The following is a 24922-nucleotide window of genomic DNA, read 5'->3' as shown; positions in this document are numbered from 1 at the left end:
CGACTGACACACCGCTTTCGCGAGCAAGCCCGCTCCCACATGGATTGTGGCAAGCTCCCTCGCCACAGTTTTTCTCGCTCGATTCGAGACGCGCCATTGATCAATCACTGGGCGTTTGCCGAAAGCTCACCGCCAGGCGATTCCAGCTGTTGATGGTGCTGACAGCCATCGTCAGATCGACCAGCTCGCCTTCACCGAACTGCTCCCGGGCCAATGCATAAACGTCGTCCGGCACGTGGCTTTGCGCAAGCAGGGTCACCGCTTCGGTCCAGGCCAGGGCCGCCCGCTCCCGAGGGCTGAAAAAGCCGCTGTCGCGCCAGACCACGATCGCATACAGCCGCCGATCGGTCTCGCCGAAACGGCGCGCGTCCACCGAGTGCATGTCGGTGCAGAAGGCGCAGCCATTGAGCTGCGAGGCGCGGATTTTGATCAGGTTCAGCAGCGCCGGTTCGATGCTCAGGTCGCGGGTCAAGGCCTCCATGGCGATCATGGCTTTCATCGCCGTGGGCGATGCGCTGTAGTAATCCAGGCGAACGGTCATGGCGGCGGCCTCGTGGCGCGAATCGGTATTTCCACGGTAGGCCCAGATGCATCAGTGTTACAGAGCCAATTCAGCGAAAAAATCGTGGACCGCCCAACAGAAGACCAATCGCCGGTTTTTCACCCACACAACTTCTGTGCAGTCACTCATGCGGGTAATCTGGCGCGACGCACAGTCGCCTCACAATCGCCCCAGGAGCCCCGCCGGTATGGAACTTCACGTTGTCATCAATGGCCGCAAGGACCTGGCGGGCCAGTTGTACCGGCAACTGCGCAACGCCATCGAATCCGGGCGTCTGGCAGCCGGCACGCAGCTGCCGCCCAGCCGTTTGCTGGCCGAACAACTGGGGATTTCGCGCAAGACCATTTCCGACACCTATTCGCAACTGACCTACGAAAACTTCCTCACCGGGGTGATCGGCAAAGGCACTTACGTCAATGCCCGGGCGGCGAAGGTGATCCGTAAACAGAGCCATTCGGAGCTGGCCAGCTTTGATGTCATCGAGCGCTGGCGCAACCTGCCGACGTTCTTGCGCCATCCGACGCTGGAAGGCTCGCTGCGCTACGACTTCATCGGGGGCGCCACCAGCAAAGGCCAGTTCCCGCAGGACGACTGGCGCCGTTGTACCTCCCATGCCTTGCGCCAGATCGCCGGTGCCAAGGGTTTCTATAGCCAGCCCGAAGGGCTGCCGGCGCTGCGTAATGCGATTGCACGGCATATCGCATTTTCCCGCGGGGTCAATTGCCAGGACGACGACGTGGTGGTGTGCAACGGCGCGCAGCAGGCGCTGGACCTGATTTCCCGGGTGTTGACCCAACCGGGCAGCCTCGTGGCCATGGAAGACCCCGGTTACCCACCGGCGCGCCTGTTGTTCGGGACTCATGGCGCAACGGTGGTCGGTGTGCCGGTCGATGCGCAAGGCATCCAGGTCGAGCGCATTCCCGATGGCACGCGGCTGATTTATGTCACCCCGTCGCACCAGTTCCCCTTGGGCATGCCCATGAGCCACGAGCGTCGGGTGGCGCTGCTGGAACGGGCCCACGAACTGGGGGCGATCATCATCGAGGACGACTACGACAGTGAGTTCCGCTATGAAGGCCGGCCCACCGACTCGCTGCAAAGCCTGGATGAGCGCGGCATTGTTGCCTACGTCGGCACCTTCTCGAAGACCCTGTTGCCGGAGTTACGGCTGGGGTATGCAATCTTGCCGCCGGCGATTCTCGAAGCGGTGATCAAGGCCAAGCAGCTTACCGACCGGCACACCTCCACCCTGCCCCAATGGGCGCTGGCCAAGTTCATCGCCGAAGGCTGTCTGCTCAAGCACATCCGGCGCTGCCATACGATTTACGCCGGGCGCCGCGAACGGATTCTGGCGCGCATGGCGGGTGACCTTTCGCCATGGTTTGAACCAGTGCCGACCACGGCCGGGTTTCACATGGCGGTGCTGTGCAAGGTGCCGATAGATATTCCATTGGTGATCGAATTGGCCAAAAAAGTCGAAGTGGGGCTCTATGCCCTGGACGATTTTTTTTACCAGCAAACGCCACGGGCCGGGCTTTTCCTGGGATTCGGGGCAATTGAAACCCTGGACATCGACATCGCCCTGGACCGTTTGCGGGACATTTTGCAGCAGGTTGGCTGAGGGATTGGTCTGCGGCTTTATCCGGTGATTGGCTATTGGCGGCCCGGGGGTGCAGGCCTATCCTGAATGGGCGTTATCCCTCAATGAGCAGGATTCGTCCGGCCTGATTCAGGAGTGTGAGTAATGTCCAACCAAGTGTTCAACACCGTAAAGGTACAGGCTGCCGCCGGTCGCTCGGACGAACTGGGCAAACAACTGCAAAAGATTGTCGACACCCTGCGCGAACTGCCGGGTTGTGATTCCTATATGGTCGACCGTTGCCCCGAGGACGACACCCGCTGGACGGTCAGCGCCCGCTGGCAATCGGAAGCAGCCATGCAAGCGCATTTCAACCGCCCCGAAGTGCAAGGTTTTATCGGCTTGATCGACAGTCGACTGGCCAATGCCGTCGACTTCAACAGCTTTCCAATCGTTTGAAACAAGATCAAAAGATCGCAACCCCGATAGCAGCTTGCGTTCGCTTGTAGCCTCGGTGATTGGTCCCCTGATCTTCCGGAAAATTGGCCGTTTGATTGCCCGACGGCGCGGCTTACCGTGGTCCCTGACGACTCACCACCACAGGTAATCAACCATGAATGCACTTCGTTTTTTTGCCGCCTCTCTCACCGCCCTGGCCCTGAGCGTTTCAGCCTCGGCATTCGCCGACAAAACCGCCGCCCCTTCGGAAAATGTCACCATCCTGCAGGATCAGATGCTGAAAAACGCCCCCGGCAAAAAGGCCTTGATGATCGAAGTCGATTACCAGCCGGGCCAGTCGACCATCGCCCATAAACACCAGGGTACGGCCATGGCCTATGTGCTTTCGGGGGAGATCACTTCTCAAGTCAAAGGCGAAAAAGCGATTACCTACAAGGCTGGCGAATTCTGGTACGAACCGGCAGGTTCGGAACATCTGGTCTCGAAAAATGCCAGCGCCACCCAACCCGCCAAACTGTTGGTGTTCATGGTGTTGGCCCCGGATGAGAAAGTGTTGATTCCTTTGCAGAACTGATCGCTGAGGCGATGCTGAGGGCCTTATCGCGGCTGTTGTTCAACGGTAATGAGTTCAACACACAAATCCTGTGGGAGCGGGCTTGCCCGCGAAGAGGCCCGACCAGCCGCCACAAAACCTTCAGACATAAAAAAGCCCCGCCTCTTTCAAGAGCGGGGCTTTTTCATTCAGCGCTTAATCAGGCAGCGGGCTCCAGCTCGGCGCTCGCAGTGACGGCGATAGCCGCAGGCACCACCGTTTGACCGCTCAACGCCACATCCAGCAATTCACGGTTGGCCACCGCGTACATGGCGTAGTCCGTACCGCTGGCGGCACGGATTTCCACCAGCATGGCGCGCCAGCGTTCGATCATGCCTTCGTGCTCTTCCATCCACAGCTCCAGACGCGTTTCCACGTCCTGAGTGCCATTGCCCTGTTGCAGGACGGAGATGGTGATCGCACGTTGTTGCCAGTCGACGTCATCGCGGAACGCTTCACGGGCCAGGGCCTGCCAGTTGTTTTCAACCGGCAGGGCACTGATCTGTTGCAGGTACCAGGTGATGTCCAGCGCACTGCCCACGGCGAAGTAGGCCTTGGCCACATCCGCCGGATCCTGACCGGTCACGTCGGAAGCCTCGATGATCGGCAGCAGGGTGTACAGGTGCGTGGTGCCAGCCACCATGCGTGCCAGCAACTCCGGCACACCGGCTTCGACGTACGCCTGATAGCGGGCCTGCCAGGTTTCGCGAATCTCGCCACTGAGCAGTTCGTCAAGCTTGAGACCCAACTCCTTCAGGTGCGGACCGAAGTGCGCGACGTCACGGGCGGCGTTCTGCTCGTTGCGACGGGCACGCAGGAACCAGCGCGTGGCGCGACGGCCCAGACGCATCAGCTCGTCCATCAGCTCCAGTTGTACGTCGGCCGAGACCTGATAATCCAGGGCTTCGATCTGACGGAACCAGTGCGGGAGATGGAAAATGTCACGCACGATCACGTAAGCACCGGCCACGTTCGCCGGGCTCATGCCGGTCGACTCTTTGAGCCGCTGAACGAAGGTAATGCCCATGTGGTTCACCAGATCGTTGGCGATCTGGGTGCTGACGATTTCGCGCTTCAGACGGTGACGGCGCATGGCGTCGGAGAACTTGCTCACCAGCGTCGGCGGGAAAGCGGTTTCCATGTCGCGGGTCAGGTAGTCGTCGTCCGGTACCAGGGAGTTGAGCAGCGCTTCCTTGAGGTCGATCTTGCTGTAGGAGATCAGCACCGACAGTTCGGCACGGGTCAGGCCATGGCCCGCCGCGACACGTTCGGCCAGTTGATCTTCAGTCGGCAGGAACTCGATGGCGCGATCCAGCTTGCCACGGCCTTCCAGATCGTTCATCAGACGCTTGTATTCAGCGATCCGCGCATAAGCGCGACGGGCCGCCAGGGACAGTGCCTGAGTCTGCTTGTAGTTGTTGCCGAGCACCAGATTGCCGACTTCGTCGGTCATGCTCGCCAGCAACTGGTTACGTTGCTTGTCGGTCATGTCACCCGCGTGCACGACTTCGTTGAGCAGGATCTTGATGTTCACTTCGTGGTCGGAGCAGTCCACGCCACCAGCGTTGTCGATGAAGTCGGTGTTGGAACCGCCGCCATTGAGGCCGAATTCGACACGACCCAGCTGAGTCATACCGAGGTTACCGCCCTCGCCCACCACTTTGCAGCGCAGTTCGTTGCCGTTCACGCGCAGTGCATCGTTGGCCTTGTCGCCGACATCGGCGTGGCTTTCGCTGCTGGCTTTGACGTAAGTGCCGATACCGCCGTTCCACAACAGGTCTACCGGTGCCTTGAGCAAGGCATTGAGCAGTTCGGTCGGGGTCAGCTTGTCGGCCTGAATGTCGAAGCGCTCTTTCATCTGCGGGGAAATCGCGATGCTTTTCGCGCTGCGCGAGAAGATCCCGCCGCCTTCGGACATGATGCTGGTGTCGTAGTCGGACCACGCCGAACGCGGCAGGTCGAACAGGCGCTGACGCTCGGCGAAGCTGCTGGCAGGCTCCGGGTTCGGGTCGATGAAGATGTGCAGGTGGTTGAACGCTGCGACCAGTTGCAGCTTGTCGGACATCAGCAAGCCGTTACCGAACACGTCACCGGCCATGTCGCCGACGCCCACCACAGTGATGCTGTCTTCCTGAACGTTGATGCCGCGCTCGCGGAAGTGGCGTTGAACGCCGACCCACGCGCCCTTGGCGGTGATGCCCATCTTCTTGTGGTCATAACCGGCCGAGCCGCCGGACGCAAAGGCGTCACCGAGCCAGAAGCCGTAGTCGATGGCGATACCGTTGGCGATGTCGGAGAAGGTCGCAGTGCCCTTGTCCGCCGCCACCACCAGGTACGGGTCATCGTCGTCATGCCGCACGACGTTGGCCGGCGGTACCAGCGCACCGTCTTTCAGGTTGTCGGTGATGTCCAACAGGCCCGAGATGAAGATACGGTAGCAGGCGATGCCCTCGGCCGCGATCTCGTCACGGCTGCCGCCCAGTGGCAGGCGACGCGGCAGGAAGCCGCCCTTCGCACCCACCGGCACGATGACCGAGTTCTTCACTTGCTGGGCTTTTACCAGGCCCAGGACTTCGGTACGGAAGTCTTCTTCACGGTCGGACCAGCGCAGACCGCCGCGAGCCACGTTACCGAAGCGCAGGTGCACGCCTTCGACGCGCGGCGAGTAAACGAAGATTTCGAACTTCGGAACCGGCTTCGGCAGCTCTGGAATCTGGTGCGGGTTGAACTTGAAGCTGAAGTAGGACTTGTTCTGACCGTGAGCATCGGTCTGGTAGAAGTTGGTGCGCAGGGTCGCCTTGATCAGGTCCAGGTAACGACGCAGGATGCGGTCTTCGTTCAGCACCTGAACATCGTCCAGTGCGGTCAGAATCGCGTGTTCCAGGCGTTGCTGCTTGTCTTCCAGATCGTCGCCGGACAGCTTGCGCGCCAGGTAGAAACGGGTTTTGAACAACCGGGTCAACTCGCGAGCGATGTCGGTGTGGTTGTTCAGGGTGCTGGCGATGTAACCCAGGTCGAAGCCCAGACGGATCTGCTTCATGTAACGGGCGTAGGCACGCAGCAGCGCCACGTCGCGCCATGGCAGGCCGGCGGTCAGCACCAGACGGTTGAACGCATCGTTCTCGGCATCGCCACGCACGATGTGGACGAAGGCGTCCTGCAAGGTGTCGTTGAGTTGCTGGATGTCGAGTTCCAGGCCTTCAGCGGCGGTGAATGCGAAGTCGTGGATCCAGAACTCGCGACCGCTGTTGTGGCGCAGGCGATACGGGAATTCACCCAGTACGCGCAGGCCGAGGTTTTCCAGGATCGGCAATACATCGGACAACGCCAGCGGCGTGTCGGCGTGATACAGCTTGCAGTGCAGCTCACGTTGGCCCGATACCTGACCCAGCGGCTGATAGAAGCTCATCACCAGCGGGTTCTTTTCGCTCAGGCTCAGCAGGTGCTGCATGTCGACCACCGCCGAGTGGGCGGCGAAACGCTCGCGGTAACCGGCCGGGAAGCCTTTCGGGAAGTCGGCCAGCACGTTGGTGCCCTGGGCTTCGCCGAAGCTCTCGACCACCAGGCTGGCGTAGTCGTCCTGCCAGCTGCGGCAGGCCTGCACCACTTCTTTTTCCAGCAGAACCGGGTCGATGTCCAGACGGTTCTTCGGATCGACCCGCAGAATCAGCTGCACACGGGCCAGCACGGATTCGGAGAAGAAGGTCCAGAACTCGCAGTCAGAGGCTTTCAGACGATCCATCAGCACTTGCTGGATCTTCTGGCGCACTTCGGTGGAGTAAATGTCACGCGGCACATAGGCCAGGCAGTAGCAGAAACGACCGTACGGGTCTTTGCGCAAGAATACGCGGATCTTGTTGCGTTCCTGGATCTGCACGATCGACATCACGGTGGTGAACAACTCGTCCACCGGGGTCTGGAACAGGTCATCGCGAGGCAACACTTCAAGCACCTGGGCCAGTTCCTTGCCCAAGTGAGCCTTGGCCTGGAAGCCCGAACGCTGCTCGATGATCTCGACCTTGCGACGAATGTAAGGAATGACCCGCACGCTTTCGCCATACACCGACGAGGTGTACAGGCCCATGAAGCGGCATTCCTTGATGACCTTGCCGTTGGCATCGATCTGGCGGATCGACACGTAGTCCGGGTAGGCCGGACGGTGGACACGGCTTGGGTGTGCCGCCTTGGCGAACGACAGCGGCGTTGGTTCACGCAGATAGTTGACGGCGTAGTCTTCGATGCGCAGGTCATCGACGGTCAGGCCGGCGCGCAGCAGTTTGGTCAGGCCGAGGAACGAGTTCTGGTCATAGACGATGTGACCGCCGTTCTGATCTTCGCCCACCACGAATTCTTCGTAGCCCAGGAACGTGAAGTGGTTGCCCACCAGCCATTCCAGGAAGCTCTTGATTTCGGATTTTTCTTCGGCGTCGATGGCGAACTGGCTATTGTCGATGCCTTCGATCAGCTCCTGGACCTTGGCTTTCATCGGTTCGAAATCGGCGACCGCGACGCGGACTTCGCCGAGAACCTGCTCCAGTTCCTTGGCCAGGACATTGAGTTCGGCCGTGTTGGCACAACGGTCGATTTCCAGGTACATCAGCGATTCTTGCAGAATGCCTTCGCCCTGGGTGCCCTTGGGCAGGACTTCCAACAGCTCGCCCTTGCTGCCGCGACGCACGCTCAGCACAGTGGTTTGCAGGGTATGGATGCTGTAACCGCGACGGTTCAGCTCGGTGCGCACCGAATCCACCAGGAACGGCAGATCGTGGTGCAGCACTTCGACCGCGGTGTGGGTCGACTGCCAGCCGTGACGTTCGTAATCGGGGTTGTAGACGCGCACTTGCGGTTGCGCGTGATCGAAGCGCTCAAGCAGGCGCCACGCAGAAAGGGTACAGCCGGCGAGGTCGGACAACCGACGCTGGGTCAGCTCGTCGAGGGAAATGATGCCGAAAAATTGTTCGGCGAACAGCGCCACTTGTGGCAGTGCCTGTTCACTGATGTGCTGCGCCAGTGCCGCTTGCAGTTGGTGCTGGAAGTCGGCTTTGCTGGCTGCGGTGAAGAACGCCATCTGTGGTACTCCGCTTGGGCTTGTTATTGATGGAAGCGTCGCGTGCAAACCCCTTTCGGGGCAATCCGTCACCCTGTTCCTGATTCTCGGGCAGAGGAAACAGGACGACAGTTGGGTGAAGCTGGACGAGACACTCAGGTCACATTCACCTTCCATTGAATGGGCATCTGCAAAAACGACTGGCGGGGCTACCATCGCAGCCATCGTCAATGCCTTTACGGGTGCTCATCCGTTGCGCAGCTTAACGAGTGCGGCAAGGGCCGTGCTTGCAGCGCTGCGACATATTCGGTCATCGGCACGTAACTCGCGGCATGTGCCTCGAACAACACTAGCAGTCATGCAGTAAAATGGGCACTTTATCCCCGGTTTTACGGCACCCGCGTGCCCGAAATGACCGAGGACGCCCCAAATGTTCACGACACCTTCTCTGACACTCAGCCGAGCAGAAATTCCCCAGGGCTGGCAGAATTGCCTTTTGTCGCGTTCACCACGCTCGCCGAGCCAGGATTTCCCCATGCAAATGACAACCGACCTCTTGATCGTCAACCCGTGTGACGAAGAAGAAGACAATCTGGCCATGCTCTGCTGCAACAGCCCCGAGGGCGAAATGTTCCTGATGAGCCGCTTTCCGGACGAGGACGAGCTGGAGATCATCTTCCACGACAAGCCTTCGGCCCTGGATGGCGTGAAAGTCACCCTCGGCCCTGACCGCCTTTTGATCGAAATCGCTGCCGCGGATGCCGATGCGCTGGGTGGTAATGATTCGCTGGAGATTCTGCACAGTACCGATGCGAGCGATCTGGCTGAGGTGGAAGAGACCTTGCAGAACATTCTCAAGGGGATTGGTACCTATATCAGCGAGCTTTGAACCTCGGAATTTCAGCTGAGCGGCCGCCTTCGCGAGCAAGCCCGCCCCCACAGTTAACCGCATTTTTTCTGGAAGAACGCGGTTAACTGTGGGAGCGGGCTTGCTCGCGAAGAGGCCCGAAAGGCCAATATCACTCTACGGCTCTATAACCTTCCCGCACTTTGCACAAAATGCCGTTAGTCGCCGCCCCCCGCGATGGATTAAAGTAACGCCCCCAGCCCTGGCGTTATTCGAACGTCTTCGGTCACCCTTTCCAGGAACAGTCATCGATGGAACATCGTGAAGCGCTGCTCGCGCTGCGAACCTTTCTTTCAACGCAGATTCTCGGCCAGGAAAAACTCATCGAGCGCTTGCTCATCGCCCTGCTCGCCGACGGCCACATGTTGGTCGAAGGTGCCCCGGGCCTGGCCAAGACCAAGGCCATCAAAGAACTCGCCGAAGGCATCGAAGCCCAGTTCCACCGCATCCAGTTCACCCCCGACCTGCTGCCGGCCGACATCACCGGCACGGAAATCTATCGCCCGGAAACCGGCAGTTTCGTGTTCCAGCAAGGGCCGATCTTCCACAACCTGGTGCTGGCGGACGAAATCAACCGCGCCCCGGCCAAGGTCCAGTCGGCTCTGCTCGAAGCCATGGGCGAACGCCAGGTCAGCGTCGGGCGCAGCACTTACGACCTGTCGCCGCTGTTTCTGGTCATGGCCACGCAAAACCCCATCGAGCAGGAAGGCACCTACCCGCTGCCCGAAGCCCAGCTCGACCGGTTCCTGATGCACGTGAAAATCGGCTTCCCCGACGCCACCGTCGAACGGCGGATTCTGCAACAGGCCCGTGGCGAAGCGCTGCACGGCGAAACCAAGCCCGAACGCCGGGTCAGCCAGCAGGCGATTTTCGCCGCGCGCAAGGAAATCCTCGGTTTGTACATGGCTGACGCCGTGGAGGAATACCTGGTGCAACTGGTCATGGCCACACGCATCCCGGCCAAGTTCGATCCGGAAATGGCCGAATGGATCGCCTATGGCGCCAGCCCGCGCGGCTCCATCGCCCTCGACCGTTGCGCCCGCGCCCACGCCTGGCTGGCCGGTCGCGACTTCGTCAGCCCGGAAGACATTCAGGCGGTGCTGTTCGATGTGTTGCGCCACCGCATCATTCTTTCCTTTGAAGCCGAAGCCGCTGGCATCGACCAGGACCGGGTGGTCCAGCGGATTCTCGACGTCGTAGCCGTCGCTTGACCCCGATGAACGCCATTGCGCCGCCCGAACCGGGCATCCGTGTCAGCCTCGCCGAGCTGATCGAGATGCGCCATCGCGTGCGCGAAGTGCAGCTGTTTTCCACGCCGAGCCAGCGCAGCCCGCTGATCGGCCTGCACCACTCCAAACTGCGCGGGCGCGGCGTGGACTTCGATCAGGTGCGGGTCTATCAGGCCGGCGATGACGTGCGCAGCATTGACTGGCGCGTCACCGCCCGAACCCAGGAACCGCACACCAAGCTGTTCCATGAGGAACGCGAGCGGCCGATCTTCATCATGGTCGAACAGAGCCGCAGGCTGTTTTTCGGCTCCGGGATGATGTTCAAATCGGTACTCGCTGCCCAGGCGGCGAGCCTGATCGGCTGGGCCGCGCTGGGTCATAACGATCGGGTTGGCGGGCTGGTGTTCGGCGACAACGAGCACTACGAGATCAAGCCGCGACGCAGTAAACAGAGCCTGTTGCAACTGCTCAACCGACTGGTGCGGGTCAATCAGTCGCTGCATACCGAGCGCGAGCCGGACCGCGACGCCTTCGGCATTGCCCTGCGTCGCGCCCGGGAAGTGCTGCGCCCCGGCAGCCTGGTGATCGTGATCTGCGACGAACGCGCCTTGTCCGACAGTGCCGAACAACAGTTGAGCCTGTTGTCGCGCCATTGCGACCTGTTGCTGCTGCCGGTGTCCGACCCGCTGGATCACGCCCTGCCCGCCGCCGGGCTATTACGCTTCGCGGAACGGGGCGCGCAACTGGAACTCGACACCTTGAATTTCGACTTGCGCCAGGCTTATCGCGCTCAAGCGGAAGCACGCATCGCTCGCTGGGAATTGCTGGCGCAGAAGTTGCGGGTGTTGCTGATGCCGCTGAGCACCCAGAGTGAAATGGTCGAGCAACTGCGCGAATACCTGAACCCACAACGTCCGGGGAAAGGTCGATGAGCAGCCTCGATCAACTGCAACCGCTGATTTCCCCGCCCCCCATCGACTTCTGGCCACCGGCGCCGGGCTGGTGGCTGTTATTGCTCTTACTGCCACTGATCGGTTTCGGCCTCTGGCAGTTGCGGCGCTTCATTCCGGACAAACGCCCTGTCGTGCGCGCCGAACAACCGCTGGACCCGGTGCGTCTCGCCGCCCTGGCCGAACTCGCCCTGATGCCCAAACCCTACGACGGCGCACCGGCCGGTGCCTGGCTGCAACAACTCAACGGGTTGCTCAAGCGCCTGTGCCGCAACCACTACCCCTACAGCCAGAGCCACACCCTGAACGGGCGCCAATGGCTGGCGTTCCTCGACAACCGCTGCCCGGCCGCCGGCCTGACGCGCTGGATGGTGCTGGTGGAAGGCGCCTACAAACCCGAATGCAAACTCGACGACAAGGCCATCGCCGGCCTGACTCAAGCCGTCGACACCTGGATTCGCAAACATGTTTGAGTTCGCCTGGCCGTGGGTCTTCGCCGTGCTGCCGCTGCCGTGGTTGATGCGGGTGTTGTTGCCGGTGGCCGACAGTGGCGAACCGGCGCTCAAAGTCAGCTTCCTCAGCGACCTCGAAGGCCTCGCTCGCCGCCGCGCCCGAGCCAACCTGCCGGCCTGGCGTCAACAGGCGCCGTTCATTCTGCTGTGGCTGTTGTTGCTGATCGCCGCGGCGCGTCCGCAATGGCTCGGCGAACCGCTGCCGATTGCCGCCAGCGGGCGCGACCTGCTGGTGGCGGTGGACGTCTCCGGCTCCATGGACTTTCCCGATATGCAGTGGCAGGACGAAGACGTCAGCCGCCTGACACTGGTGCAACATTTACTCGGTGATTTTCTCGAAAGTCGCGACGGTGACCGGGTCGGCTTGATCCTGTTCGGCAGCCAGGCCTATCTGCAAGCGCCGCTGACCTTCGACCGGCACACCGTGCGAGTGTGGCTCGACGAAGCGCGGATCGGCATCGCCGGCAAGAACACCGCCATCGGCGACGCCATCGGCCTGGCCCTCAAACGCCTGCGCCAACGTCCGGCCCAAAGCCGCGTGCTGATTCTGGTGACCGACGGCGCCAACAATGGTGGCGAGATCGATCCGCTGACCGCCGCACGTCTGGCGGCGAATGAAGGGGTGAAAATCTACCCGATCGGCATCGGCGCCGACCCGGAACAAAGCGGTACCCTGGGCTTCCTGGGCATCAACCCGAGCCTGGACCTCGACGAGCCGGCCTTGAAGGCCATCGCCGAGGCCACCGGCGGCCGGTATTTCCGTGCCCACGACGGCCAGGAATTGCAGGCGATCAAGGCCACCCTCGACCAACTCGAACCGGTGACCCAGCAACCCACGCAGGCCCGCCCGGCCCAAGCGTTGTATCACTGGCCTCTGGCGATAGCCCTGCTGCTGAGCATGCTGCTGGTAGTCCGCGTACGCTGGCCGGATAACCCGTTGCAACGTCTGTTCACCGAGAAGCTGTTTACCAAAGAGCGGTTTCTGCAAACGCCACTGCCCGACTGGCGTCAGCGGCTCAAACGCCTGCGTCTGCGGAGGCGCCGATGATAGCTCTCTGGCCGCACTGGTTCCGCCCTTGGTGGCTGTTATTGCTGCCGTTGCTCGGCTGGCTGCTCTGGCAACTCTGGCACCGGCAGAAGCGCGCAGGTCGCTGGCAAATGATTCTGCCACCGGCCTTCCATGCCGCATTGCTCAGTGGCGGCAGCGGTCGCGAGAGCAAATTGCCGTGGATCGCCCTGGGCCTGGCCTGGGTGCTGACCGTGCTGGCCCTGCTGGGGCCGAGCTGGCAGCGCGTCGAGCAAACCAGCCAGAAACCCGCCGACCCGCTGGTGGTCTTGTTCGAGCTGACCCCGGAAATGCTCGCCACCGACGTCGCGCCCAACAGGCTGGAGCAGTCCCGGCGCAAACTGCTGGATCTGCTGCAGAATCGCAGCGACGCGCAGACCGCCATCGTCGTCTACGCCGGCAGTGCCCACACGCTGGTGCCGCTGTCGGATGACCTGTCGACCAGCCGCAACCTGCTGGACGCACTCAAGCCGTCACTGATGCCCCAAACCGGGCATCGGGCCGACTTGGCGGTGGCCAAGGCCCTGGCGCTGCTGGATCAGGGTGCCCTCGGCCAGGGGCGAATCCTGTTGATCGGTTCGTCATTGACGGAACAGGAGCGCCAAGGGATCCGTCAGGTGCTGGACGACAAACCCACGCAATTTCTGATGCTCGGCATCGGCACCGCCGAAGGTGCGCCGATCGCGCAGGACGACGGCAGTTTCCTCAAGGACGATCAGGGCGCGATCCTGGTGCCACATCTGGATGGCCCCAGCCTGAAAGCCTTTGCCAACGGCCTGGGCGGACGTTATGCCCAGGCACGCCTGGACGATGCCGACCTGCACGACCTCGGCCTGCTCGACGGTCCACGGAACCTGCGCAGCGACGGCCAGACGTTGCGCCTCGACACCTGGGCCGATCAGGGTTACTGGCTGCTGCTGCCGCTATTGTTGCTGGCCGCCTGTGCCGGACGGCGCGGCTGGCTGTTCTGCCTGCCGCTGCTGTTCCTGCTGCCGCAACCGAGCTATGCCTTCGATTTCGAAGACCTGTGGCTGCGTCCCGACCAGCAGGGTTTGCGCTTGCTCAAACAAAAGCGCCCCGCCGAAGCCGCGCAACACTTCGAAGATCCGCAATGGCAAGGCGTGGCGCTCTATGAGGCCGGCGACTACAGTGGCGCCGCCCAGCGGTTTGCCGAAAGCAACGACGCCCATGCCCACTACAATCGGGGTAACGCCCTGGCCAAAAGCGGCGAGCTGGAAGCGGCGCTGGATGCTTACGACCAGGCGCTGGAACGTCAACCGGACCTGCGCCCGGCCCTGACCAACAAGGCACTGGTGGAAACGCTGCTCAAGCAGAAAACCGCGACGCCCCCCGTTGAGCCGGACAAGACCGCCGACAGCGACTCGCAAACCATCGGCCAGGAACCACCACCGGGCAGCGCCACCCAGCCGAGCGATGGCGAACCGAAAACCGACGCTCAACAGACCACGCCGGACGCCGCGCCGCCGACCGCTACGCCCCCGCAACCCGGCGCCAATGAGGTGCCGGGCAGCGAGTTGGGGGATGAACAAAGCACCACGCCACCGCGACGCCCGGCCAGCGACATGCTCGAAGGCGAACAGCAACAGGCGCTGGAGCAATGGCTGCGCAAGATCCCGGACGACCCCGGCGAACTGCTCAGACGCAAATTCTGGTACGAACAGCAACAACATCAGGATCAGGGAAAAACTCGATGACCCGCTTCACCGCCTTCTCGCTCGCACTGCTTTTCTGGACTGTTCAGGCCCAGGCTGCAGGGCTGGTCGCCAGTGTCGATCGCAGTCGCCTGAGTTCCGGGGAGACGATCGAACTGACCCTGGAGTCCAGCGACGTGACCCAGTTCGGCAAACCCGACCTGACTCCACTGGAGCCGTTGTTCGAAGTACGCGGCACCCGTCAGGTCAACCAACTGAACACCCTCAATGGCAATACTCAAGCGACCACCCGCTGGATCATCACCCTGCTGCCTCGGCAGAACGGCAGCGTGGTGATTCCGTCGCTGCAACTGGGCGACGCGCAGAGCCAGCCGATTACGGTGCAGGTGATCGAGAGCGAAACCCAGGACAGCAGCAACACCCTGGCACCGGTGTTCATCGAAGCCAGCCTCGACCAGAACAGCGTCTATGTGCAGGCTCAGGCGATCCTGACCTTACGTATTTACCATTCGGTGTCGCTGTTCGACGACAGCAGCCTGACCCCGTTGCAGATTCCCGATGCACGCATCGAACAGCTGGGTGAATCGCGCACCTACGAGAAAGCCATCAACGGCCTGCGCCATGGCGTGATCGAAATGCGCTACGCGATCTATCCGCAGCACAGCGGTGTATTGACCATTCCGGCGCAGGTGTTCAGTGCCACGCTGGTCGATACCCAGCCTTCCCCGGACGCAACATCCCAAGGGCCCAAAGCGGGCAAGTTGATGCGCGTCACTTCCGCCGAGATCCCGTTGACGGTCAAGGCCAAACCCGGTTCTTACCCAGCCGATGCGCCCTGGCTGCCGGCCCGCAGCCTGAGCCTGGGCGAAAGCTGGAGCCCGGAACCGGATCATGCGCAGGTCGGCGACTCACTGACCCGCAGCCTGACCTTGAACGCCGAAGGCCTGGCCAGTTCCCAACTGCCACCGTTGCCCGCCACCGAGATCAACGGCCTGCGGCGTTACCCGGATCAACCGGTGCTGAGCAACCAGAGCGGCGAGCGCGGCTTGGTCGGCAGTCGCGAGGACCGTGAGGCCCTGGTGCCGACCCGTAGCGGCGCGATTGATTTGCCGAGTGTTGAAGTGGTCTGGTGGAACACCTTCGAAGATCACCTGGAACACAGCAGCCTGCCGGCCCGCACGTTGCAAGTGGCGGGCAATCCGAGCCTGATGGTCGATACACCGGCGAGCAGCCCCCTGGCGATGCCCGGTGCGAGTAACGAAGCCCTGTGGTGGTGGAAACTCAGTACGCTGATCCTGGCCTGCACGACCCTGCTGGGCTTCGGCCTCTGGTGGCGGGCCCGCTCGCAACCGGCGATCCAGCGGGCGGCACAGACCGGCCCGAGCCCTCGCACCCTGCTCGACGACCTCAAGCGCGCCTGCCAGGCCAACGATTCCCACGCCACCCGCCAGGCCCTCGACGCCTGGGCCCGGCAACAACCGGAAACCCTGGCCGACATGGCCGCCCGCTTCGTGCCGCTGTCCGATGCGCTGGACGGCCTGAACGGCGCGCTCTACAGCGAAACCGGCCAGTATTGGCAAGGCGAAGAACTGTGGCGGGCCATCCGGGCGATCCCGACGGCCGAAGGGGTTCAAGGCGTGGTCGGCGACAGCGGGTTGCCGCCGCTTTACCCTAAATAGTCCCGACCAATGGGATGAAGGGGCTGTTGTGGCGAGGGGGCTTGCCCCCGTTCGGCTGCGAAGCAGTCGTGAATCCAGGCGACTCGGTAGCACTGAAGAATTGTAAGGGGCGCTTCGCACCCCAACGGGGGCAAGCCCCCTCGCCACAAAATCAGTGCCTGACCACATCCCCTGTGTTTGCCAGTAAACTCTCCCCTCTTTAGCCGCCATCATTCTTCTCGCGGCCATCACCTTATTTTGTTGCGGAGTACGCCTTGCGTCTGTTTCACACCTCCGACTGGCACCTTGGGCAGAACCTGCACGGCCAGGAGCGCGATTTCGAGCACGCCTGCTTTCTCGAATGGCTGCTGCGTCAGCTGAAGCTGGACCAGCCCGATGTGCTGCTGATCGCCGGCGATATCTTTGACACGGTCAATCCGCCGGTCAAAGCCCAGGAACGCCTCTACGATTTCATCGTCAGCGCCCACGAACAGCAGCCCTTGCTGACCATTGTGATGATCGCCGGCAACCACGACTCCGGCTCGCGGATCGAACTGCCCGCGCCGTTGATGCGGCGCTTGCGCACTCATGCCCTGGGTCGCGTGCTGTGGCTGGATGACGGTCAACTGGATGCCGAACGCCTGTTGCTGCCGTTGCCGGATGCCTCGGGTGAAATCGCTGCCTGGTGCCTGGCCCTGCCGTTCCTGCGCCCCGCCGAAGTGACCGGCGCGCAGCTGGGTGACAACTATTTGCGCGGCATCGGCCAGGTTCACGAATGGCTGATCGAGGCGGCGAACGCCAAGCGCAAGCCGGGCCAGGCGCTAATCGCCATCAGCCATGCGCACATGGCCGGCGGTTCGGTTTCCGAGGACTCCGAGCGCAGCCTGATCATCGGCAACGCTGAAGCCCTGCCTGCCAGCCTGTTCGGGCCGAGCATCAGCTATGTCGCCCTCGGGCATTTGCACAAGCCGCAGAAGGTCAACGGTGAAGAGCGCATCCGCTACAGCGGCTCGCCGATCCCGCTGTCATTCTCCGAGATCGGTTATCAGCATCAGATTCTCGACATCAAACTGGATGGCGAAACCCTGCTCAGCGTCGAACCGAAGCTCATTCCCCGGCCGGTGAACCTGCAACGCCTCGGCCCCGCGCCCCTGGCGGAGATCCTGTTGCAACTGGCCGACCTGCCCAACATCGACCTGCTCGCCGATATCCAGCGCCAGCCGTGGCTGGAAGTGCGGGTGCGTCTCGACGAACCGCAACCGGACCTGCGCCATCAAGTGGAAACGGCCCTGCAAGGCAAAGCGGTACGGCTGGTGCGGATTGCCGCCGAATACGCCGGCAACGGCAGTCGCGATGGTGTCGATGACGGCGCCACCTTGATCGAACTGGATCAGCTCACACCGCAGGAACTGTTCAGCCGCGCCTGGCTGGACAACTACGGCAGCGAGGTCGACGAGCAAACGCTCAAGGACTTCGCCGAGCTGCTGCAAGACGTGCAGATGGAGAGCGAGCAACCATGAAAATTCTCGCGATCCGCTTGAAAAACCTCGCCTCCCTGGCCGGGCCGTTTGAGATCGACTTCACCGCCGAGCCCTTGGCCAGCGCCGGCCTGTTCGCGATTACCGGGCCAACCGGCGCCGGCAAAAGTACGCTGCTCGACGCGCTGTGTCTGGCGCTGTTTGGCGCCGTACCGCGGCTGAACAACGCTCAAGCGTCCGCCAAAACCCCGGACGCCGATGGCGAAATCAGCACTGGCGATCCGCGTACGCTGTTGCGTCGCGGCACCGGTGAAGGCTTTGCCGAAGTGGATTTCGTCGGCATCGATGGCCGTCGTTATCGCGCACGCTGGGAAGCCAATCGCGCCCGGGAAAAGGCCGCTGGCAAGCTGCAAGCCAGTCGCCAGAGCCTGCGCGACATCGATCAGGATCAACTGCTCGCCAGCCAGAAACTTGAGTTCAAAAGCCAGATCGAGTCCGTACTGGGTCTGAACTTCGAACAGTTCACCCGCGCCGTGTTGCTGGCCCAGAGCGAGTTCAGCGCGTTCCTCAAGGCGGACGACAACGATCGCAGCGAACTGCTGGAAAAACTCACCGACACCGCGCTCTACACCCGCCTCGGTCGCCGCGCCTTCGACAAGACCAAAGAAGCACGGGAAGTTCATAAGCTGTTGCAGGACCAGGCCACCGGGGTCACGCCGCTGTCGCCTGAAGCCCGGGCCGAACTCGATGAACGCTTCAAAGAGGCGCAGCAACAACTCAAGACCCAGCAGGCACAGCTCAAGCAATTGGAGTTGCAACACACCTGGCTCAAGGACTTGCGCCAGTTGCAGGACGCGCAACAGAGCGCCAGCGAGCAACTGCAAACCGCCCAGCGACACTGGGACAGCCTGGCCGGCGAGCGCTTGAAGCTGACTCGCCTGGAGCAACTGGCCCCGCAACGGCATCAGTTCGCACGCAAGACCGAACTGACCGCCCAGCTCGCCCCGCTGGCCGCGCAGATACAGCAGCATACTCAACGGCAGACCCAACTGAGCGAACGCCAGACTCAGCTCGAACACAGCCTGAATGCCGCGCAAACGGCGCTGGCCGCGGCGCAGAGCCAACACAGCAACAGCGCGCCACTGCTGCGTCAGGCCTTCGAGGAGCAAAGCACCCTCGCCCGCCTGGCCAAGGACGCCAGCCTCAGTGCCGACCTCAAGCAGCAGGCAGAACTGGCCTGCACTCAAGGCCAAAGCACGATTCAGGGTTTGCTCGAGCAACAGAAACAGGTCGCAGAACGCTTGCAGCGAATTGCCACCGAGCTTGAGCAGAGCACTCATCTGGCGCCGCTGAGCGATGCCTGGAACGCCTACCGCGATCGCCTGCAACAACTGATGCTGATCGGTAATCGCTTGAACCAGGGCCAGACCGAACTGGCCGCCCTGGAACAAAGCGCCACCCGCGCCGCCGAAGATCTGGCCACCCAGCGCCAGAGCCTTGAGGTGCTGTACAAAGAGGCCGGTGCCGAACCCGAAGCCGTGGCCGAGCAGATTCAGATCCTCGGCAGTCTGCTACAGGACAACCGCAAGCAACTGCGGGCCGTTGAAGAACTGACCCGGCTGTGGGCCAGCCAGCAGGAACTGGACAAGCGCGGCACCGAACTTCAGCAGCGCCAGCTCGCCGCGCAGCAGGCGCGTGATCGCCTGACCCAGGACGGCGTGAAGACCAAGGCCGAACTGACCGTCGCCGAACAGACCCTGACCGTCACCCGCGAATTGCTGGAACGTCAGCGTCTGGCGCGCAGTGCCAGCGTCGAAGAACTGCGTGCGCAACTGCAGGACGATCAGCCGTGCCCGGTCTGCGGCAGCCCGGACCATCCTTATCATCAGCCTGAAGCCTTGCTGCAAAGCCTCGGCCGACATGATGAAAGCGAACAGGCCAACGCCCAGAAAGCCGTCGACCTGCTCAAGGAAAAACTCACCGATCTGCGCGCCGAAGTCGGTGGCTTGATTGCTCAGCAAAAAGAACTGCTGCAACAGCAGGAACAGCTCGCGACTCAGCAACAAAGCCTGGCACCGAGCCTGGCAGCGCACCCTCTGTCCGCTCAACTGTTGGCCCAGGACGCAAACAAGCGCGATGCCTGGCTGACCCAACAAAGCAGCCAGTTGAACCAAAGCATCACCCAGGACGAACAACGGCAAACCGCCCTGCTCACCCTGCAACAGGATGCCGCGCGCCTGGCGCAGCAACTGCGCGGCGCCGAAGCGGCCAACCAACAGGCGACACAACACCTGCTCAACCAGCAGCGGGAGTTGAGCAGCGATCGCCAACGCCTGGACGAAGAACTGAGCGCCTTCAGCAGCCTGCTGCCAGCCGAGACGCTGGAAGCCTTGCGCAACGAACCCGCCGCGACCTTCATGCAGCTCGACCGGCAGATCGCCCAACGCCTGCAACAACTCGACCAGCAGCGCGATGAACTCGTTGAACAGCAACAACGCCAGCAGACGCTGGACAAAGAACAGGACCGCCAGCAGACCCGCACCCAGCAACTGGACACCGCGCAGCAGCAGTTCAGCGCGTTGGCAGGGCAACAACAGGCTTGCCAGGAAAAACTGACGCAACTGCTGGGCGAACACGCCAGCGCCGAACAATGGCAACAGCAACTGGATCAGGCCGTCGAACAGGCGCGCAATGCCGAAGCGACGGCCAATCAGGAACTGCAAAGCGTGCGCACGGGGCTGGTGCAACTGGCCGCCGAACTCAAGGCGCAGCAGGAGCGTGCGCAAGCCCTGGAAAGCGAAGACCGCGAGCTGAGCGGCAAGATCGCCGACTGGCGCGCGCAACATCCTGAGCTGGACGACGGCGGACTGGAAGCACTGCTCGGCGTCGACGACCAACAGGTCAGCGAACTGCGTCAGCAATTGCAGCAGAGCGAAAAAGCCATTGAACAAGCCAAGGTGCTGTTGCAGGAGCGGGATCAGCGTTTGCTCGATCATCAGGCGCAGCACAACGGCAACCTGGATGCCGAGCAACTGGCTACGGCGCTTGCGGAACTGCAAAACCTGTTCGCCGCCAGCGAGCATCGTTGCGCCGAATTACGCGCCGAGCAGACCGAGGATCAGCGTCGACAGAACGCCAATCAGGCGCTGGCGCAGCAGATCGCCGACGCCTACGCCGAGTACCAGCGCTGGGCACGCTTGAATGCACTGATCGGCTCGGCCACCGGCGACACCTTCCGCAAAATCGCCCAGGCCTACAACCTCGACCTGCTGGTGCATCACGCCAACGTCCAGTTGCGGCAACTGGTGCGGCGCTATCGCCTGAAACGGGGCGGCAGCATGCTCGGGTTATTGGTAATGGACACCGAGATGGGCGATGAACTGCGCTCGGTGCATTCGCTGTCCGGCGGCGAGACGTTCCTGGTGTCGCTGGCCCTGGCGCTGGGTCTGGCATCGATGGCGTCGAGCACGCTGAAAATCGAATCGCTGTTCATCGACGAAGGTTTCGGCAGCCTCGACCCGGAATCCCTGCAACTGGCCATGGATGCCCTCGACGGCTTGCAGGCGCAGGGGCGCAAGGTCGCGGTGATTTCCCACGTACAGGAAATGCATGAACGGATTCCGGTGCAGATCCAGGTCCATCGCCAGGGCAATGGCCTGAGTACCCTGGAGGTGAAATGATCACGCTGTATTCGTTCCGCCGCTGCCCCTACGCCATGCGCGCACGCATGGCCCTGAGGTATTCGGGGGTTGCGGTGAATATCGTCGAGGTCAGCCTCAAGGCCAAGCCGGCCGAAATGCTCGCACTGTCGAGCAAAGGCACGGTGCCGGTGTTGAGCGTGGACGGCCGGGTGATCGATGAAAGCCTGGAGATCATGCGCTGGGCGCTGGCGCAGAACGATCCGCAGGACTGGTTGCTCAAGGACGATCCTGTCGGGCAGCGTTCCATCGCCGAGCTGATCGAAGAAAACGATCAGGTGTTCAAAGTGCACCTCAATCGCTACAAATACGCCGAGCGTTATCCCGAGCAGCCAATGACGTTTTATCGCGCCGAGGGCGAGGTGTTCTTGCGCAAGCTGGATCAGTTGCTGGAGGGGCGCGACTACTTGCTAGGCGAGCACCCGAGCCTGGCGGATGTCGCCTTGATGCCATTCGTACGGCAGTTCGCCCATGTGGATCGCGAATGGTTCGGGCAGACGCCTTATGTGCGATTGCAGGGCTGGTTGCAGCGCTTTCTGGAATCGGATCTGTTCACCGGTGTGATGCAGAAGTAGCCTTTGTAGCAGCTGCCGAGCGTGCGAGGCTGCGTTCGGCTGCGTAGCAGTCGTAAACTCGGCTGATGCGGTCTGACTGATGCACCGCAAGCTCTGGTTTTACGACTGCTTCGCAGCCGAACGCAGCCTTCGGCAGCTGCTACAGGTGTGGGTGTGTGCAGGTAAGGGAGTCAAGCCAACACTTCACACATCCCCAACGCCGAGCAATCCACCTGGAATGGCCCGAAAAATTCGCCATTGGATTTGCTCGGCGGATTACCCACCAGCAACTCCAGCGCTTTGGCGGTCTGGATGTTGTGGGCGATGTTGTGATTGCACTCGATGGCCCGTGCCAGCGACCCCGCCGAGCCCTGCCCGATCCCCAACAACGAGGCGCCATTGGTCATGAACGCCAGAAAGGCAATGACCCAGAGTTTGCGTCCTTTCATGCCCCTGCCACTCCCGCCACATCAATGTGATCGACTACCGAGTGTCGAGCCTGATGTTCGAACTGGATGCCGGGATAAGCGACCTGAATCGGAGCTTGAAGGCTGTGTTGCGATTGAGCCGAAAGGCTGACGACCAACACCATGACCACATAAAGACCGATGGCCAGGTAGGCGCCGTGTTTGGCAGAAGTGAGGATGGTGCTGGCCATGGTGTTCTCCGTGGGCATGTTTCAGTGCCCACAGAATCGATCAAAAAAGCCGTGATAACCACTCAGGGTTATCCATAGTAACCATCAGCTTCGTTGATCATTAAGCCAGTCTATTTCAGTCTTCAATAAAACTCATCAAGCGCTCGCGGGCCGCGTCCGGCTCGCTGGGAGCGGGCTGGGCAGCCGACAGAATCGGGGTGGAGTAGAGAAACAGGAGAACCACTGCCAGACGCATCGCCATGCTGTCGATCCTTTTAGGGAAGGAGTCAAAAAATCAGCGTCAAATTTAAACACATGGCCATGTGATATCAAGCAATACATTGATAGCAATATGATGCTGTCGTAAATGCGTTATGCAGGAGCGACATCACTTCGGGGCCTTTCGAGCCTTACGGATCGATCGGCAAGTGACTTCGCTCCTGCATAAAGGGCGCAGGGCTGACATTTCATTGTTGGGTTTTGTGATCCAGCGCGGCATAAAAGTTAGCGCTCTGTTGCAGGTACTTCTGGGTGTAGCTTTGGGTGTTGGATTTTTTGTCGCTGATTTCAACGTTGGCGCTGGCGGGCAATGCAACAGTGGCAGAGATAGCGGAAGCGGCGATGACGGAGAAGAGATTGAAGTTCATGGCGGTAATCCTCGATTCAGTTGGCTTGCTTGCCCGGTTGGGCCGTGAAGCAAACTTAACTCCCGAGGGTCGGCGCCTTGAAATGCTTTGTAGCATTAGCCGATATCAGTCTCATTAATAGAAGGTTGCAGGCCCCATCAATCGGGGCCTGCGGCCTATTGACGCAGCAGGAACTTGAGATCGCTCGGGGCATCCATCGGCAGTTTCTGCACGGTTTTGCCCAGCAGACCGGTCTTGGCGTCGCGCTCGACGACGACAATCTGGTTGCTCTTCTGGTTGGCAATCAGCACGAATTTGCCACTCGGATCGAGGCTGAACTCGCGCGGGTGATCACCGTCCACCGAGCGGCGCTGAAGCTCCTTGAGGTGCCCGGTTGCCGGGTCGATGGCGAACACCAGCAACTGATTGGCGGTGCCACGGTTGCTGACGTAAAGGAACTTGCCATCGGCCGAGGCATGAAGCGCCGCCGCAGCCTTGCCCGATGTGGGCAGCCCCGCCGCCAGATCGACCAACTGCGTTTGCACGAGTTTGCCGTCCTGATGGTCGAACACCGCCACCTGTGCGCTCATTTCCAGGGTCAGCCAGGCGTGCTTGCCATCAGCGCTGAACAGCAGATGTCGCGGCCCGCTGCCGGGTGGCAACGGGACGGACGCGGGTTTGGCGGCAGTCAACGGCAGTTCCGGATTGGCCTTGGGGTCGAAGCGATAGATAAAGATCTTGTCCGCGCCCAGGTCATTGGAAAACACGTATTGACCATCCGGCGAAGAGATCGCCGAATGCACGTGCGCCGACATCTGCCGCTCGGGGTCGATCCGGCTGGACGGATGACCGCTCATCTGCACGACGGGTTTCAGCTTGCCATCGGGGCTCACCGGTAACACTGCCAGGGTGCCGCCCGGGTCCTCGGCCACCGAGTAGTTGCTGACAAACAGATGGCTGGCATCGCCGCTGACGCTCGAATGGGTCGGTTCGTTGCCCAGGGTTTGCACCTGATTGATCAGGCTCAGTTCATGGGTTTTCGGATCGATGGCGTAACTGCTGACGCGCCCTACCGGATCGGCCTGCCCCGGGCCGTTTTCGTTGACCGCGAACAAGCGATGTTGATCCTTGGACACCGTCAGCCAGGAGGGGTTGGCGCTCTTCACCACTTGCAGGGGTTTGGCATCGATCTGCCCGGTGCGGCTGTCGAAGTTCAGGCGATAAATCCCCTGGCTCTGGCCGGCGGTGTACGAGCCCACCAACAACTCGTAGCTGTCGACCGGCGCTGCCTGCACGCCCATCGCGCCGACGCTGCCGGCGATCAACAGTGGCCAGAAGTTACGCATCCTCATTCGTTTCATCCTCGTCATCCTGACCGCCAAACGCTTCCATGGGCACCAGCCGGTGTTCGCCGGAATCACCGGTGATGATCCAGCTCTTCAGAGAGGGGTCGAACGTCGCCGCCGCGATCTGGGCCATGGTGAACTCCCAACGCTTGAGCGCCCGACCGTCCATGCATTCGATGTGCAGGTTGTCGTCTTCATCGAGGGAGAAATCGAAAGCGTGCAGCCCGTCGATCTCCAGCATGTCGCAGTGTTCGAGGGCGTTGAGCAAGGTGTCGTTTACGGCAGTCATGGCAGTCAATCTTTGAATGGGAAAGGGCAATGATAGCTCAATGTGGAAGCGGGCTCGTGT

At 61.6% G+C, this 24922-nt stretch carries 21 protein-coding genes; 13 read left to right on the top strand and 8 right to left on the bottom strand.

Features of this window, described 5'->3' with window-relative positions; translation table 11 throughout:
* Positions 1-100: 100 nt before the first annotated feature.
* A complete protein-coding gene (locus PSH64_RS12315) occupies positions 101-541 on the bottom strand; it encodes a carboxymuconolactone decarboxylase family protein (protein WP_105342171.1) in 441 nt (146 codons plus the stop codon).
* A gap of 208 nt (positions 542-749) precedes the next feature.
* Between PSH64_RS12315 and PSH64_RS12310 the strand changes: the two genes are divergently transcribed.
* The 3 genes from PSH64_RS12310 to PSH64_RS12300 all read left to right on the top strand — a co-directional run bounded on the left by PSH64_RS12310 (position 750) and on the right by PSH64_RS12300 (position 3174).
* Positions 750-2183, top strand: a complete 1434-nt coding sequence (locus PSH64_RS12310) for a PLP-dependent aminotransferase family protein (protein ID WP_305480796.1) — start codon at positions 750-752, stop codon at positions 2181-2183.
* Between the two features lie 123 nt (positions 2184-2306).
* Positions 2307-2600, top strand: a complete 294-nt coding sequence (locus tag PSH64_RS12305; protein WP_105342173.1) for a putative quinol monooxygenase — start codon at positions 2307-2309, stop codon at positions 2598-2600.
* Positions 2601-2754: 154 nt separating this feature from the next.
* Entirely contained in the window at positions 2755-3174 is a 420-nt protein-coding gene (locus PSH64_RS12300) for a cupin domain-containing protein (RefSeq protein WP_105342174.1), read from the top strand.
* A 178-nt stretch (positions 3175-3352) separates the two neighbouring features.
* Here PSH64_RS12300 and PSH64_RS12295 read toward each other — a convergent pair whose 3' ends face one another.
* Positions 3353-8260, bottom strand: coding sequence for an NAD-glutamate dehydrogenase (locus PSH64_RS12295; RefSeq protein ID WP_105342175.1), 4908 nt, complete (start codon positions 8258-8260; stop codon positions 3353-3355).
* Positions 8261-8774: 514 nt separating this feature from the next.
* On the opposite strand from PSH64_RS12295, the gene PSH64_RS12290 reads away from it, so the two are divergent.
* The 10 genes from PSH64_RS12290 to PSH64_RS12245 all read left to right on the top strand — a co-directional run bounded on the left by PSH64_RS12290 (position 8775) and on the right by PSH64_RS12245 (position 21985).
* Positions 8775-9128, top strand: coding sequence for a hypothetical protein (locus PSH64_RS12290; protein WP_105342176.1), 354 nt, complete (start codon positions 8775-8777; stop codon positions 9126-9128).
* Positions 9129-9397: 269 nt separating this feature from the next.
* Positions 9398-10357: a MoxR family ATPase gene (locus tag PSH64_RS12285; RefSeq protein WP_008067939.1), complete on the top strand. Its 960-nt coding sequence runs from the start codon at positions 9398-9400 to the stop codon at positions 10355-10357.
* A 5-nt stretch (positions 10358-10362) separates the two neighbouring features.
* Positions 10363-11307: a DUF58 domain-containing protein gene (locus PSH64_RS12280; protein WP_105342177.1), complete on the top strand. Its 945-nt coding sequence runs from the start codon at positions 10363-10365 to the stop codon at positions 11305-11307.
* Positions 11304-11798: a DUF4381 domain-containing protein gene (locus tag PSH64_RS12275; RefSeq protein WP_105342178.1), complete on the top strand. Its 495-nt coding sequence runs from the start codon at positions 11304-11306 to the stop codon at positions 11796-11798. The genes PSH64_RS12280 and PSH64_RS12275 overlap by 4 nt, the downstream gene beginning before the upstream one ends.
* Positions 11791-12885: a VWA domain-containing protein gene (locus tag PSH64_RS12270; RefSeq protein ID WP_305480795.1), complete on the top strand. Its 1095-nt coding sequence runs from the start codon at positions 11791-11793 to the stop codon at positions 12883-12885. The genes PSH64_RS12275 and PSH64_RS12270 overlap by 8 nt, the downstream gene beginning before the upstream one ends.
* Entirely contained in the window at positions 12882-14618 is a 1737-nt protein-coding gene (locus tag PSH64_RS12265) for a VWA domain-containing protein (RefSeq protein WP_305480794.1), read from the top strand. Before PSH64_RS12270 ends, PSH64_RS12265 begins: the two co-directional genes overlap by 4 nt.
* Positions 14615-16255: a BatD family protein gene (locus PSH64_RS12260; RefSeq protein WP_105342184.1), complete on the top strand. Its 1641-nt coding sequence runs from the start codon at positions 14615-14617 to the stop codon at positions 16253-16255. Before PSH64_RS12265 ends, PSH64_RS12260 begins: the two co-directional genes overlap by 4 nt.
* A 254-nt stretch (positions 16256-16509) precedes the next feature.
* Positions 16510-17754: an exonuclease SbcCD subunit D C-terminal domain-containing protein gene (locus PSH64_RS12255; protein ID WP_105342186.1), complete on the top strand. Its 1245-nt coding sequence runs from the start codon at positions 16510-16512 to the stop codon at positions 17752-17754.
* Entirely contained in the window at positions 17751-21392 is a 3642-nt protein-coding gene (locus PSH64_RS12250) for an SbcC/MukB-like Walker B domain-containing protein (RefSeq protein WP_305480793.1), read from the top strand. Before PSH64_RS12255 ends, PSH64_RS12250 begins: the two co-directional genes overlap by 4 nt.
* Positions 21389-21985, top strand: a complete 597-nt coding sequence (locus PSH64_RS12245; RefSeq protein WP_105342191.1) for a glutathione S-transferase — start codon at positions 21389-21391, stop codon at positions 21983-21985. Before PSH64_RS12250 ends, PSH64_RS12245 begins: the two co-directional genes overlap by 4 nt.
* Positions 21986-22155: 170 nt before the next feature.
* Here PSH64_RS12245 and PSH64_RS12240 read toward each other — a convergent pair whose 3' ends face one another.
* The 6 genes from PSH64_RS12240 to PSH64_RS12215 form a co-directional block, all read right to left on the bottom strand.
* Positions 22156-22413, bottom strand: coding sequence for a hypothetical protein (locus PSH64_RS12240; RefSeq protein ID WP_105342194.1), 258 nt, complete (start codon positions 22411-22413; stop codon positions 22156-22158).
* The gene (locus PSH64_RS12235) at positions 22410-22622 is read right to left on the bottom strand and encodes a hypothetical protein (RefSeq protein WP_105342196.1); all 213 of its coding nucleotides are present in this window, start codon (positions 22620-22622) and stop codon (positions 22410-22412) included. The genes PSH64_RS12240 and PSH64_RS12235 overlap by 4 nt, the downstream gene beginning before the upstream one ends.
* A 115-nt stretch (positions 22623-22737) precedes the next feature.
* Entirely contained in the window at positions 22738-22863 is a 126-nt protein-coding gene (locus tag PSH64_RS12230) for a hypothetical protein (protein WP_280523858.1), read from the bottom strand.
* Positions 22864-23068: 205 nt separating this feature from the next.
* Positions 23069-23248 carry a hypothetical protein gene (locus PSH64_RS12225; protein WP_105342199.1) on the bottom strand — a complete coding sequence of 60 codons (180 nt, stop codon included), beginning with the start codon at positions 23246-23248 and terminating at the stop codon, positions 23069-23071.
* A 155-nt stretch (positions 23249-23403) separates the two neighbouring features.
* Positions 23404-24579: a lactonase family protein gene (locus tag PSH64_RS12220; protein ID WP_305480792.1), complete on the bottom strand. Its 1176-nt coding sequence runs from the start codon at positions 24577-24579 to the stop codon at positions 23404-23406.
* Entirely contained in the window at positions 24566-24862 is a 297-nt protein-coding gene (locus PSH64_RS12215) for a DUF5629 family protein (protein ID WP_105342203.1), read from the bottom strand. The genes PSH64_RS12220 and PSH64_RS12215 overlap by 14 nt, the downstream gene beginning before the upstream one ends.
* Between the last annotated feature and the right edge of the window lie 60 nt (positions 24863-24922).

The organism is Pseudomonas sp. FP1742, from assembly GCF_030687145.1.
Lineage (GTDB): Bacteria > Pseudomonadota > Gammaproteobacteria > Pseudomonadales > Pseudomonadaceae > Aquipseudomonas > Aquipseudomonas frederiksbergensis_D.
This window is presented reverse-complemented; position numbering and strand designations above follow the sequence as displayed.

Bases quoted from the DNA above. Each gene is read 5' to 3' on its own strand.
- PSH64_RS12315 (WP_105342171.1), bottom strand. From the start codon at position 541: ATGACCGTTCGCCTGGATTACTACAGCGCATCGCCCACGGCGATGAAA.
- PSH64_RS12310 (WP_305480796.1), top strand. From the start codon at position 750: ATGGAACTTCACGTTGTCATCAATGGCCGCAAGGACCTGGCGGGCCAG.
- PSH64_RS12305 (WP_105342173.1), top strand. From the start codon at position 2,307: ATGTCCAACCAAGTGTTCAACACCGTAAAGGTACAGGCTGCCGCCGGT.
- PSH64_RS12300 (WP_105342174.1), top strand. From the start codon at position 2,755: ATGAATGCACTTCGTTTTTTTGCCGCCTCTCTCACCGCCCTGGCCCTG.
- PSH64_RS12295 (WP_105342175.1), bottom strand. From the start codon at position 8,260: ATGGCGTTCTTCACCGCAGCCAGCAAAGCCGACTTCCAGCACCAACTG.
- PSH64_RS12290 (WP_105342176.1), top strand. From the start codon at position 8,775: ATGCAAATGACAACCGACCTCTTGATCGTCAACCCGTGTGACGAAGAA.
- PSH64_RS12285 (WP_008067939.1), top strand. From the start codon at position 9,398: ATGGAACATCGTGAAGCGCTGCTCGCGCTGCGAACCTTTCTTTCAACG.
- PSH64_RS12280 (WP_105342177.1), top strand. From the start codon at position 10,363: ATGAACGCCATTGCGCCGCCCGAACCGGGCATCCGTGTCAGCCTCGCC.
- PSH64_RS12275 (WP_105342178.1), top strand. From the start codon at position 11,304: ATGAGCAGCCTCGATCAACTGCAACCGCTGATTTCCCCGCCCCCCATC.
- PSH64_RS12270 (WP_305480795.1), top strand. From the start codon at position 11,791: ATGTTTGAGTTCGCCTGGCCGTGGGTCTTCGCCGTGCTGCCGCTGCCG.
- PSH64_RS12265 (WP_305480794.1), top strand. From the start codon at position 12,882: ATGATAGCTCTCTGGCCGCACTGGTTCCGCCCTTGGTGGCTGTTATTG.
- PSH64_RS12260 (WP_105342184.1), top strand. From the start codon at position 14,615: ATGACCCGCTTCACCGCCTTCTCGCTCGCACTGCTTTTCTGGACTGTT.
- PSH64_RS12250 (WP_305480793.1), top strand. From the start codon at position 17,751: ATGAAAATTCTCGCGATCCGCTTGAAAAACCTCGCCTCCCTGGCCGGG.
- PSH64_RS12245 (WP_105342191.1), top strand. From the start codon at position 21,389: ATGATCACGCTGTATTCGTTCCGCCGCTGCCCCTACGCCATGCGCGCA.
- PSH64_RS12240 (WP_105342194.1), bottom strand. From the start codon at position 22,413: ATGAAAGGACGCAAACTCTGGGTCATTGCCTTTCTGGCGTTCATGACC.
- PSH64_RS12235 (WP_105342196.1), bottom strand. From the start codon at position 22,622: ATGGCCAGCACCATCCTCACTTCTGCCAAACACGGCGCCTACCTGGCC.
- PSH64_RS12230 (WP_280523858.1), bottom strand. From the start codon at position 22,863: ATGGCGATGCGTCTGGCAGTGGTTCTCCTGTTTCTCTACTCCACCCCG.
- PSH64_RS12225 (WP_105342199.1), bottom strand. From the start codon at position 23,248: ATGAACTTCAATCTCTTCTCCGTCATCGCCGCTTCCGCTATCTCTGCC.
- PSH64_RS12220 (WP_305480792.1), bottom strand. From the start codon at position 24,579: ATGAGGATGCGTAACTTCTGGCCACTGTTGATCGCCGGCAGCGTCGGC.
- PSH64_RS12215 (WP_105342203.1), bottom strand. From the start codon at position 24,862: ATGACTGCCGTAAACGACACCTTGCTCAACGCCCTCGAACACTGCGAC.